Source organism: Bradyrhizobium sp. 44 (assembly GCF_023073095.1).
In the GTDB taxonomy this organism is placed as follows: Bacteria; Pseudomonadota; Alphaproteobacteria; order Rhizobiales; family Xanthobacteraceae; genus Bradyrhizobium.
The window spans coordinates 629,026-640,977 of the sequence record NZ_JADPIY010000014.1; the positions used below are offsets into that span (position 1 = coordinate 629,026).

At 63.8% G+C, this 11,952-nt stretch carries 12 protein-coding genes; 4 read left to right on the top strand and 8 right to left on the bottom strand.

What is annotated here, in order from left to right; translation table 11 throughout:
- Positions 1-77: 77 nt before the first annotated feature.
- Positions 78-965, top strand: coding sequence for a TauD/TfdA family dioxygenase (locus IVB41_RS13865; RefSeq protein WP_027570245.1), 888 nt, complete (start codon positions 78-80; stop codon positions 963-965).
- A gap of 129 nt (positions 966-1,094) precedes the next feature.
- Here IVB41_RS13865 and IVB41_RS13870 read toward each other — a convergent pair whose 3' ends face one another.
- The gene (locus IVB41_RS13870; RefSeq protein ID WP_007605477.1) at positions 1,095-1,739 is read right to left on the bottom strand and encodes a YqgE/AlgH family protein; all 645 of its coding nucleotides are present in this window, start codon (positions 1,737-1,739) and stop codon (positions 1,095-1,097) included.
- A 142-nt stretch (positions 1,740-1,881) separates the two neighbouring features.
- On the opposite strand from IVB41_RS13870, the gene IVB41_RS13875 reads away from it, so the two are divergent.
- The 3 genes from IVB41_RS13875 (at position 1,882) to IVB41_RS13885 (ending at position 5,338) form a co-directional block, all read left to right on the top strand.
- On the top strand, positions 1,882-2,721 hold the full coding sequence (locus IVB41_RS13875) for a protein-disulfide reductase DsbD domain-containing protein (protein ID WP_027570244.1): 840 nt from the start codon (positions 1,882-1,884) through the stop codon (positions 2,719-2,721).
- Between the two features lie 230 nt (positions 2,722-2,951).
- A complete protein-coding gene (locus IVB41_RS13880; protein WP_247431915.1) occupies positions 2,952-4,319 on the top strand; it encodes a flippase in 1,368 nt (455 codons plus the stop codon).
- Positions 4,320-4,513: 194 nt separating this feature from the next.
- On the top strand, positions 4,514-5,338 hold the full coding sequence (locus IVB41_RS13885; RefSeq protein WP_027570242.1) for a sulfite exporter TauE/SafE family protein: 825 nt from the start codon (positions 4,514-4,516) through the stop codon (positions 5,336-5,338).
- Between the two features lie 46 nt (positions 5,339-5,384).
- Here IVB41_RS13885 and IVB41_RS13890 read toward each other — a convergent pair whose 3' ends face one another.
- From IVB41_RS13890 to IVB41_RS13920, 7 genes are all read right to left on the bottom strand, one after another.
- On the bottom strand, positions 5,385-6,173 hold the full coding sequence (locus IVB41_RS13890; RefSeq protein WP_247431918.1) for a 3-hydroxybutyrate dehydrogenase: 789 nt from the start codon (positions 6,171-6,173) through the stop codon (positions 5,385-5,387).
- 1 nt (position 6,174) lies between these two features.
- Entirely contained in the window at positions 6,175-7,350 is a 1,176-nt protein-coding gene (locus tag IVB41_RS13895; protein WP_027570240.1) for a patatin-like phospholipase family protein, read from the bottom strand.
- Positions 7,351-7,428: 78 nt separating this feature from the next.
- Positions 7,429-7,932: a CAP domain-containing protein gene (locus tag IVB41_RS13900; protein ID WP_247283753.1), complete on the bottom strand. Its 504-nt coding sequence runs from the start codon at positions 7,930-7,932 to the stop codon at positions 7,429-7,431.
- Positions 7,933-8,023: 91 nt separating this feature from the next.
- A complete protein-coding gene (locus tag IVB41_RS13905; protein ID WP_027570238.1) occupies positions 8,024-9,061 on the bottom strand; it encodes a sulfate/molybdate ABC transporter ATP-binding protein in 1,038 nt (345 codons plus the stop codon).
- On the bottom strand, positions 9,051-9,962 hold the full coding sequence (gene cysW / locus IVB41_RS13910) for a sulfate ABC transporter permease subunit CysW (protein WP_247406302.1): 912 nt from the start codon (positions 9,960-9,962) through the stop codon (positions 9,051-9,053). The genes IVB41_RS13905 and cysW overlap by 11 nt, the downstream gene beginning before the upstream one ends.
- Before the next feature lie 9 nt (positions 9,963-9,971).
- A complete protein-coding gene (gene cysT, locus IVB41_RS13915) occupies positions 9,972-10,808 on the bottom strand; it encodes a sulfate ABC transporter permease subunit CysT (RefSeq protein WP_081747971.1) in 837 nt (278 codons plus the stop codon).
- 36 nt (positions 10,809-10,844) lie between these two features.
- Positions 10,845-11,846, bottom strand: a complete 1,002-nt coding sequence (locus IVB41_RS13920) for a sulfate ABC transporter substrate-binding protein (protein WP_247431921.1) — start codon at positions 11,844-11,846, stop codon at positions 10,845-10,847.
- Between the last annotated feature and the right edge of the window lie 106 nt (positions 11,847-11,952).

Consider the following 11,952-nt stretch of genomic DNA (forward strand, 5'->3'; position numbering starts at 1 on the left):
TTGACATCGCTTGTTACGGGAGTAACTTTTTCACCGACAGAGCGGACCAACCGCTCGCGGTTCGCGGGAGAAACGTCATGACGATCGCCATCCGGCAGCTTCACAAACATTTTGTCGGCGAGGTTTCCGGCCTCGACCTGCGGCAACCTCTCACCGAGGCCGAGGCGCGCGAGATCGAAGCCGCCATGGACAAATATGCGGTGCTGGTGTTCCACGACCAGGACATCACCGACGAACAGCAGATGGCTTTCGCGTTGAATTTCGGCCAGCGCGAGGACGCGCGCGGCGGCACGGTCACGAAGGAAAAGGACTACCGCCTCCAATCGGGCCTGAACGACGTCTCCAATCTCGGCAAGGACGGCAAGCCGCTGGCAAAGGACAGCCGCGCGCATCTGTTCAACCTCGGCAACTGCCTGTGGCATTCCGACAGCTCGTTCCGCCCCATCCCGGCAAAATTCTCGCTGCTGTCGGCCCGCGTGCTCAACCCGAAGGGCGGCAACACCGAATTCGCCGACATGCGCGCGGCCTATGACGCGCTTGACGACGAGACCAAGGCGGAGATCGAGGACCTCGTCTGCGAGCACTCGCTGATGTATTCGCGGGGATCGCTCGGCTTCACCGAATACACCGACGATGAGAAGCAGATGTTCAAGCCGGTGCTGCAACGTCTCGTGCGCACCCATCCCGTTCATCGCCGCAAGTCGCTCTATCTCTCATCGCATGCCGGCAAGATCGTCGGCATGAGCGTCCCCGAGGGTCGGCTGCTGCTGCGCGATCTCAACGAGCACGCGACCCAGAGCGAGTTCGTCTACGTCCACAAATGGACGCTGCATGACCTCGTGATGTGGGACAACCGCCAGACCATGCACCGCGTCCGCCGCTACGACCAGTCGCAGCCCCGCGACATGCGCCGCGCGACGGTCGCAGGCACGGAGCCGACGGTCCAGCAGCAGGCGGCGGAGTAGGCGTTACTCAGCAATCGGTGTCATCGCCCAGCTTGACCGGGCGATCCAGTACTCCGAGACAGTTGTGATAGAACCGATGCGCCGCGGCGTACTGGATGCCCCGCCTTCGCGGGGCATGACAGCGAGGCGCTAGGCGTGCCCGGCCTCGTTCGAGAGCATGCCGGGATCGATGCCGATCTTGCGCAGTGCGCGCCCGTATTTTTCGTCGACGTCATCGCCGAAGATCAAATCCGAATCCGCGTCGCAATGCAGCCAGCCGTTGCTCTGGATTTCGGTCTCGAGCTGGCCGGGCGCCCAGCCGGCATAACCGAGCGCGAGGATGGCGTGCTTGGGGCCGGAGCCGTTGGCGATGGCGCGCAGGATGTCGACGGTCGCGGTGAGGCAGACGCCGTCGTCGATCCGGAGCGTCGCGTTCTCGATGTAGAAATCGCTGGAGTGCAGCACGAAGCCGCGGCCGGTATCGACCGGACCGCCGCGCAGCACCTTCATGCTTTCGGCGTTCTCAGGCAGCTTGATGTGCTCGCCCTTGTTGATGATGCCGAGCTGCTGCAACAGCTCGGGGAAGTCGATGCTGCCGGCCGGGTGGTTGACGATGATGCCCATCGCGCCTTCGGCGGAGTGGGCGCAGAGATAGATCACCGAGCGCTCGAAGCGCTCGTCGCCCATCACGGGCATGGCGATCAACAGCTGGCCGTCGAGGTAGCCCGCCGAACTCGGGAGCGCGGGGGCTGACTTGCGGGTGCTTTCGCCCGTCCTCTTGCCTGTGGGAGCCATCGGTGAAGCACTCCGGTTTCAATTCCTATCCTGATGTCGGGCCGGGCCGCTGTCAAATCAAGGCTTGCAGGGCCTTGATTCAAGTGCATCCATCACAAGCAATTCAATGGTTTGCCGCGGGGTGACCCTGTAAAGACGTACCATGCTGACAAGAGTTCCCCGGCGTGCGGCGATTGGCGTCGCGACAACCCTGCTCGCGTCGTCGCTGGCGCTTGCGGCCCATGCCAACGACGCATCGCCGTGGCAGCGCGATGGACATTCCGCGGTGCGGTTGCTGGCGGGATCGCGCAGCGGCGCCGTCCTGCTCGGCGGTATCGCCTTCCAGATCCAGCCCGGCTGGAAAACCTATTGGCGCATGCCGGGCGATTCCGGCGTTCCGCCGCGCTTCGATTTCTCGAAATCCGACAATGTCGAGGCGGTGACGGTGATGTGGCCGGCCCCGCAGAAATTCGACGACGGCGCGGGCGGCCATTCGATCGGCTATCACGACCAGATCGTGCTGCCCCTGCGCATCATCGCCAAGGCGGCTGACAAGCCGGTGACGTTGCGCGCCGAGATCAATTATGCGGTGTGCGAAAAGCTTTGCATTCCGGTCGAGGCCCGCGCCGAGCTTGGCTTCAACAGCGTCGCCTCGACCGAGGACGCCAATTTGCGTGCAGCGCTCGACACCGTGCCCAAGCCTGCCACGATCGGCGATCCCAATCCGCTCACCATCCGGGACGTCAAGCGCGACGGGCCCAAGAATGTGGTGGTGGACGTCGTCGTGCCGGATGCGCGCACCGTCAATCTCTATGTGGAAGGTCCGACGCCCGATTGGGCGTTGCCGATCCCGGCGCCGGTCGAGCCCAGCCCACCGGGCGTGAAGCGATTTTCTTTCGAACTCGACGGACTGCCGCCGGGCGCCAAGCCCGACGGCGCAGCGCTGAAGTTCACGCTGGTCGGACCGGAGAAGTCGTACGAGTTCAATACCAATTTGGATTAGTTGTCGTCCCGGCGCAGGCCGGGACCCATTACCCCAGGGATTAGTTTGGCGAAGACTCCTTCTTTGGAACTGCTACCCAATTCCTCCTGACAGATCACGCGGTATGGGTCCTGGCATTCGCCAGGACGACATCCTTGATCCAACCGAATCTTAACGAATGGTTGCTAATCCCCAGGGCTCCTGCGGCAAGTCTGCCGCAGCACTCGTGCGCGCCTCGGGGACCCTTCGATTTGGCCGTGATGGATGCAGAACCCGCAACGACCGGACCTGCCGGCCTCATCGCGCGGCTGCGCGAAAAATTAACGGGCGGGTCGAGCGAAGCATCGCTGACGCGGCGGCTGGCCGGCACCATCTTCGTCATCCGCGTGATCAGCGCCGGCCTTGCATATTTCTCTCAGGTTCTGCTCGCGCGCTGGATGGGGACGTCGGACTACGGCGTCTATGTCTATGTCTGGACCTGGGTGCTGCTGCTCGGCAGCATGATGGACTTTGGCATCTCGGCTTCCGCGCAAAAAATCATCCCGGAATACCTCGCCCGTGGCGAGCATGCGCTGCTGCGCGGCTTTCTCTCGGGCAGCCGTTGGCTGACCTTTGCCGTTTCCGCGCTGGTCTCGCTCGGCCTCGCCGGTCTCGTCAAATTGCTGTCACCCTGGATCGAGCCGGCCGAAGAGCTGCCGCTCTATATCGGCTGCATGACGCTGCCCGCTTTCGTCGTCGCCAACACCCAGGACGGCATCGCGCGCTCGCATGACTGGATGCAGCTCGGCCTGATGCCGCAATTCATCATCCGCCAGGCGCTGATCATCGGCATCACGGCCTGCGCCTTCCTGCTCGGCTATCATCTCGGCGCGGTCGCCGCGATGATCGCGAGTGCCGGCGCGGTGTGGATCGCGATGACCGGGCAGATGGTGGTGCTGAACCGCAAGCTCGCTGGTCACATCGAGCCCGGTCCCAAGGCCTACGACGTCAGCGGCTGGCTCGCCGTCTCGCTGCCGATCCTGCTGGTCGAAAGCTTCTACCTGCTGCTGTCCTACACCGACGTGCTGGTGCTTCAGCAGTTCCGCCCCTCCGACGAGGTCGGCGTCTATTTCGCCGTGGTGAAGACGCTCGCGCTGGTCTCCTTCATCCACTACGCGATGTCGGCGACGACCGCGCATCGCTTCGCCGAATACAATGCAAGCGGCGACAAGGCGCGGCTGTCGGCTTACGTGGCGCATGCAATCAACTGGACGTTCTGGCCGTCGCTGGCGGCGACCATCGTGCTGCTCGCGCTCGGCAAGCCGCTGCTCTGGCTGTTCGGGCCTCAATTCGTGGTCGGCTACGACATCATGTTCGTCGCCGCCATTGGCCTCGTGGTCCGATCCGCGATCGGCCCGGTCGAACGGCTGCTCAACATGCTCGGCCAGCAGAAGATCTGCGCGCTGGCCTATGCGCTGGCCTTTGCGATGAACCTGGTGCTCTGCATCGCGCTGGTGCCGCGCTTCGGCGGCCATGGTGCTGCGGCCGCGACCTCGATCTCGCTCAGTTTCGAGACGGTGCTGCTGTTCTGGATCGTGCGGCAGCGGCTCGGCCTGCACGTGCTGGCGTTCGGGAAATAGACTTCCGCCTGCCTCGCGTGCTGCCCTCGGGGAACGGCTGCTTCGAAGCGCGCCCGGGAACAACGCGAAATGCCTACCTATCGCCAGGAGCGCAGCACGATTTTTCTTATTACCCCCAATCGGTTGCGCTGCAGGGAAAGTTTATTCTACGTCATATTGCCCAACTGACGAGATAAACCTAAGATTCCCTGGACATGATCGATCCACTCTACGTCGCCTCCGGGTTCGGCGTCGGCCTGCTGGTCGGGATGACCGGCGTCGGCGGCGGTTCGTTGATGACGCCGCTGCTGATCCTGCTGTTCGGGATTCATCCATCGACCGCGGTCGGCACCGACCTGCTCTATGCCGCCGCCACCAAGACCGGCGGCAGCTTGGTGCATGGCTGGTCGCGCAGCGTGCACTGGCCGGCGGTGCTGCGGCTCGCCTGCGGCAGCCTTCCGGCGAGCGCGCTGACGCTGCTCGTGCTGTGGAAGCTCGACCTCAAGAGCGATTCCGAGCGCAATCTCGTCAACCTCGTGCTCTGCTTCGCGCTGCTGCTGACCGCGACCTCGCTGATCTTCCGCAGATCGATCATGGAGCGCTATCGCCGGCGCCTGGAGCAGGTCGATGACCGCACCACCGCGATCGCAACCGTCGTCACCGGAATCGTGCTCGGCGTGCTGGTCTCGATTTCATCGGTCGGCGCCGGCGCGGTCGGCGTCACCGTTCTGCTGCTGCTCTATCCGCGCCTGCCGGTGGCGACCATCGTCGGCTCCGACATCGCCCATGCCGTCCCGCTGACGCTGATCGCCGGAATGGGGCACTGGGCGCTTGGCGACGTGGATTGGGCGCTGATGGGCGTGCTGCTGTTGGGCTCGCTGCCCGGCATCATCGTCGGCAGCTTCAGCGCGACGCGCGTCCCCGAGACGGTGCTGCGCCTGACCCTTGCCTGCGTGCTGTTCGTGGTCGCCGGCAAGATCATGTTCGCGGAGCTGCACCTGTCCTCGGCATTCGAGACGGCGCTGGCCTGGACGCACTGAACGAAAACGGCGGAGCTCGGCTCCGCCATTTGCCAGCCGTCGCGCTCTACTCCGCGGTCCAGCCGCCGTCGATCGACAGGTTGCTGCCGGTGATCTGCGCGGCATCGTCGCCGCACAGGAACAGCGCGAGGGCTGCGACCTGCTCGGAGGTGACGAACTCCTTGGTCGGCTGCGCATCGAGCAGCACGTCGTTGATGACCTGGTCGCGCGTGAGATTGCGGGCCTTCATGGTGTCGGGGATCTGCTTCTCCACCAGCGGCGTCCAGACATAGCCGGGGCTGATGCAGTTGCAGGTGATCTTGCTGGTCGCGACCTCGAGCGCCACGGTCTTGGTCAGGCCGGCGATGCCGTGCTTGGCCGACACATAGGCCGACTTGAAGGGCGAAGCGACCAGCGAGTGCGCGGAAGCGGTATTGATGATGCGGCCCCAGCCCTTCTTCTTCATGCCGGGGACGGCTGCGCGAATGGCATGGAACGCCGAGGACAGGTTGATCGCGATGATCTGGTCCCATTTCTCCGGCGGGAATTCCTCGATGGGCGAGACGAACTGGATGCCGGCATTGTTGACGAGGATGTCGACCGAACCAAAGCTCTTCTCGCCGAGCGCGATCATCCCGGCGATCTCGGCCGGCTTGGTCATGTCGGCGGGCGAATAGACTGCCTTCACGCCGAAATCGGACTCGATCTTGGCGCGCTCCTTCTCGATGTCCTCCGGCGAGCCGAACCCGTTGATGACGACGTTGGCGCCGGCGGCGGCGAAAGCGCGCGCATAGGCAAGCCCGATGCCGCTGGTCGAACCGGTCACGACGGCATTCTTGCCTGACAGACTTCCCATATTACTCGCTCCTTTTTGGCGGGGGCGCAGTGACGTCCCCCGTGAGATCGTAGGTCACCATGGTCTCGCCGGATTGCGGCCGCTCGAGCCAGTCCTTGTGGCGCATCGACAGATGCACGTCACGCACGCCGGCTTCCCAATGCTCGACCATCGCGACATGCGAGAAATCGTAATCCTTGGACGAGGATTCGTAATTCTTGCTGCGGTAGATCAGGTGCACCACAGTCACGGTGCTTTCGCGCGATACCTTGGCAAGGAATTCCACGGAAGGGTCGTTCTTGAGATAATCGGGCAATTTGGAAATCAGGTCGCGCACGGCCCTGCGGGCGTTGTGCACCTGCTTGTTCTTGTCGGTGTTCATCCGCGTGCGGCTGGAGAAGCGGATGTCCTTCTCGCGCTCGGTCGCCTCGAGCAGCGAGGTCGGCAGATCGCCGCGCGCGCTGAACAGGTCGATCTGGAAGATCAGGAGATCGCGGTCGGTCTCGGCGTCCAGCACGTAGTCGAGCGGCGTATTGGAGGCGATGCCGCCGTCCCAATAATGCTCGCCCTCGATGACGATGGACGGAAACCCGGGCGGTAGCGCGCCGGAGGCCATGATGTGCTCGGGGCCGATTTTCTTGCCGAGCTTCCTGAACTCGAAATTGTCGAAATATTTGAAGTTGCCTGAGGTGACGCCGACCGCGCCGACCGACAGCCGCGTCTTCAGATCGTTGATGCGGTCGAAATCGACCAGTCGCTCCAGCGTCTTCTTCAGCGGTGCGGTGTCGTAATAGCTCTCGGCCTGCGGGCTGCCGGGCGGCCAGAGCGGCGCGGGCGGGATGCGCGGCGTGAAGAAGCCTGGCACGCCGAAGGTCGCGATCAATGCGGCGCTGGTCGAGTTGAACAGTTCGCGGCTGTGATCGCTCTTGCCGATCGGCTTCCACGGCACCGGCGCGGAGACCATCTCCCAGAATTCCTTGAGCCGCTTGACGCGCGTCTGCCCTTCGTTGCCGGCGATGATCGCGGCGTTGACCGCGCCGATCGAGATGCCGGCGACCCAGTCCGGCTCGAAGCCGGCATGGCAGAGCGACTGATAGGCGCCGGCCTGATAGGAGCCGAGCGCGCCGCCGCCCTGGAGGACCAGGACACGTTGCGCGTTCGCGGGGATTGTTGCGACTTCTGGACTATGATCGGTCATGCGGGAACAGTAGCAGATGGCGAGCGACCGTGGCGACAGTCTGCCGCGGCGTCAATGCATCCCGGGATCAAGTCTGGCTTATCGGGAGTCCGTCGAGGCCAGGATCATGGTCCAGAACACCTTGTATTTGGTGCCGGGAGCATAGCCCGCCGCGATGCCTAATTTTGTGACACCGCTCTTGAGCATGTTGGCGCGGTGGGGGGGCGAGTCGCGCCAACCCGAAAACGCTTCCGCCAGCGTATGATAGCCAGCCGAGACGTTCTCGACTGCAACGGTCGCCGGATAGCCGCCGGCGCTGAGGCGCTTGGCCAGCGGCGCGCGGACGTCATGGTCCATCTTGTTGGCCGCTGCCATGGCCTGGGACTGGGATTCGGCGAGCCGCATCAATTCGGGGTCGATCACGACGGTCCCGAGCCCGTTGTTCTGGCGGTATTGCGAAATCATGATCGCTGCCGCCTGCGCATCGAGCTTTGCGCCCGGGACAGCCATATCGGCATACATCGAGGGTTGCTGGACCGGTGCTTCGTTGCCGGCGCAGCCGGCGAGCAGCAAAGTGATGAGTATTGCGGCCGCGGCGCGCATGAACAGGAGCCCCCAAAATCAGGGGCCGTTGTTGCATACCAACCGTGGCTGAAAGGTGAATATTGAGGAAAAATTGACCCTTTGATCCCGCTCAGGTGCCCGCAAATATCCGGTAGCGGCGGGGCTCCAGGCCGATCGTGTCGCCGGCGCGCAGTTCCCTGTCGCGGGGCGCGTCGATCTCGATGGTCTCGCCGCCAGCGAGTGCCACCTCGGCCCGCTGTACGGGACCGAAATTCCGGACATGCCGCACGGCGCCCTCGAAGGCCCCGCTGCCGGGCGGGCCGACCAGCATGTCGTGTCGCCGCACGAACAGTCTTGACGCGCCAGGCGCAAGGCCATCTGCCGCGAGCTGCAGCGGCCGGTCGCCGAGCGTGATGAGACCGTCGGCGATCAGGACCGGAAGCTCGATGGATTCGCCGATGAAGCTGTGGACGAAGGCGGTCGCGGGGCTCTCATAGACGTCATCGGGCGAGCCGATCTGCTCGATCTTGCCCTTGTCCATCACCACCACGCGGTTGGCGACTTCGAGTGCCTCCTCCTGGTCATGGGTGACGAAGATCGAGGTGACGTTGATCTCATGGTGCAGCGAACGCAACCATTTGCGCAGCTCCTTGCGCACCTTGGCGTCGAGCGCGCCGAAGGGTTCGTCGAGCAGCAGGATGCGCGGCTCGATCGCGAGCGCGCGGGCCAGCGCGATGCGCTGGCGCTGGCCGCCGGAGAGCTGGCTCGGATAACGGTCGGCGAGCCAGTCGAGCTGCACGAGATCGAGCAGCTCCTTGACGCGCGCGCGGATGGTCGCTTCGTCCTTGCGGATCGCGCGCGGCTGCACGCGCAGCCCGAAGGCGACGTTCTCGAACACCGTCATGTGGCGGAATAGCGCGTAGTGCTGGAACACGAATCCGACGTGCCGCTCGCGCGCCCCCTGCGCCAGCGCATCCTCGCCGTTGAAAGACACCTCACCGGAATCGGGCCAGTCGAGGCCGGCGATGATGCGCAGCAGCGTTGTTTTGCCCGAGCCGGACGGACCGAGCAGCGCCAGCAGCTCGCCGTCATTGACCTTGAGGTCGACGCCGTCGAGGGCTTTGAAGCTGCCGAACTTCTTGACGAGATTCCTGACTTCAATGCTCACTTGCGTCGTGTCCTTCGTCGAGGTGATTTTCCAGAACGGTTTTCGCGATCAGCGTGATCAGCGCCAGCATCGCCAGCAGCGAGGCGATCGCGAACGCCGCGACGAACTGGTATTCGTTGTAGAGAATCTCGACCAGCAGCGGCATCGTGTTGGTCTCGCCGCGGATATGGCCGGAGACCACTGAGACCGCGCCGAACTCGCCCATCGCGCGCGCATTGCAGAGCAGGACGCCGTAGAGCACGCCCCATTTGATGTTGGGCAGCGTGACGCGGAAGAAGGTCTGCAGGCCCGAGGCGCCGAGCGAGATCGCGGCCTCCTCCTCTTGCGTGCCCTGCTCCTGCATCAGCGGGATCAACGCACGCGCCACGAAGGGGAAGGTCACGAAGGTGGTCGCAAGCGCGATGCCGGGCACCGCGAACAGGATCTGGATATCATGATCGCGCAGCCAGCCGCCGAAATAGCCCTGCGCGCCGAACAGCAGCACGAAGACGAGGCCCGAGATGACGGGGCTGACCGAGAATGGCAAATCGATCAGCGTGATCAGGAAGGTCTTGCCCGAGAATTCGAATTTTGAAATCGCCCAGGCCGCGACCAGGCCGAAGACAAGATTGAGGCCGACGGAAATTGCCGCAACCAACAGCGTCAACTTGATTGCGGAAAGCGCTTCCGGGTCGGCCAGCGCGGCGAAATAGGCGAGGACTCCCTTCGAGAAAGCCTGCGCGAACACCACGACCAGCGGCAGCACGACGAAGACAGAGAGAAAGGTCATCGCCAGCGCGATGATGACGATGCGGACCGCGCGCGGTTCGGTGCGCAGGTTGTTCCGCGCGGCCGCCGCATGCGCGCGTGCCTTGGCGTCGGGAGCCGAGAGCGGAACCGAATCTGCGATCTGCATCGTCATGATCCGCCCTCAGCGTGCCGGGATCCGGCTCTGCGCCCAGCGCTGGAGCCGGTTGACGGCGAAGATGATGACGAAAGACACGACCAGCATGACCACCGCGATGGCGGTCGCGTCGGCATAGCGGAATTCGGAGAGGCGGATCACGATCAGCAGCGGCGCGATCTCGGAGACGTTGGGCAGATTGCCGGCGATGAAGATCACCGAGCCGTATTCGCCGACGGCGCGTGCGAAGGCGAGCGCCAGCCCCGTGAGCAGCGCCGGGCCGAGCGAGGGCAGGATCACGCGGATGATGGTCTGCCAGCGGCTCGCGCCAAGACTTCCGGCGGCCTCCTCGATCTCAGGGTCGAGGTCCTGGAGCACCGGCTGCACGGTGCGCACCACGAAGGGGATACCGATGAAGATCATGGCGACGAAGATGCCGACAGGTGTGAACGCCACCTTGATGCCGGCCGCCGCAAGCGGCGCGCCGAGCCAGCCCTTCTCGGCGAACAACGCGGTCAGCGCGACGCCGGCGACCGCCGTCGGCAGCGCAAATGGCACGTCGACGATGGCATCGAACAGCCGCCTTCCCGGGAAGCGGTAACGCACCAGCGCCCAGACGATGATGCTGCCCATCACGAGATTGACGCAGGCGGCCGCAAAGGCGAGTCCAAAGGATACGCGCAACGCATTCAGGGTGCGGCGGCTGGAGAGGATGTTCCAGAACTGCTCGGGGCTCAGCTCAAGCGATTTCAGGAACAGGCCCGCGAGCGGAATCAGGATGATGATCGACAGCCAGGACAGCGTCAGCCCCATGGTGAGACCGAAGCCCGGCAATGTCCGGCGTCGTGCTGCGATTGCGCTCACCAGGCCCCCTGTTTAAGCCCCGCCGACAGCGCCCGATCAGTTCTTGTAGATCTGATCGAAGACGCCGCCGTCGGCAAAATGTTCCTTCTGCGCCTTGGTCCAGCCGCCGAAAAGTTCGTCGATCGTGAACAGCTCGACCTTCGCGAAGGAGTTTTCGTGTTTCTTTGCGATCTCGGGATCGCGCGGACGATAGAAGTTGCGCGCCGCGATTTCCTGACCTTCCTTGGTATACCAATATTGCAGGTAGGCGTCGGCGGCGTTACGGGTGCCTTTTTTATCGGCAACCTTGTCGACGATCGTCACGGGCGGTTCCGCCAGGATCGAGAGCGGCGGCGCCACGATCTCGAATTTTTCCGGACCGAATTCCTTGAGCGCCAGGTACGCCTCGTTCTCCCAGGCGAGCAGCACGTCGCCGACGCCGCGCTCGACGAAGGTCACGGTCGCGCCGCGCGCGCCGGTGTCGAGCACCGGCACCTGCTGATAGAGCTTTCCGATGAAATCCTTGGCTTTGTCCGCCGAGCCGTATTTCTTCTGCGCAAAGCCCCAGGCCGCCAGATAATTCCAGCGCGCGCCGCCTGATGTCTTCGGGTTCGGCGTGATCACGGCAATGCCCGGCTTGAGCAGATCGTCCCAGTCCTTGATGCCCTTCGGATTGCCCTTGCGGACCAGAAACACGATGGTCGAGGTATAGGGCGACGAGTTTTGCGGCAACCGCTTCTGCCAATCAGCCGTCGCGAGGCCTTTGCCGGCGATGGCGTCGATGTCGTAGGCGAGCGCAAGCGTCACCACGTCGGCCTGCAATCCGTCGATCACGGCGCGCGCCTGCGAACCGCTGCCGCCATGCGACTGCTTGATCTCGACGCTCTTGCCGGTTTCCTTCTGATAGGCTGCCGCGAACGCCTTGTTGAACTCGACATAGAGCTCACGCGTCGGATCGTACGACACATTCAGCAGATTGATGTCAGCGGCGAGAGCCGAGCTTGCCAACAAGCCTGTCACGAGCAGTCCTGCCGCGAGCGGAACGATACGGCGCATCATGTCCATCTCCATTCACATCAATGACGTCGGCGTCATCGATGGCAGGCATAACTCGGGTCGAAACGCGCTTAAGTCAACGGAACCGGATTTTCTTGTTCGTAGCAGG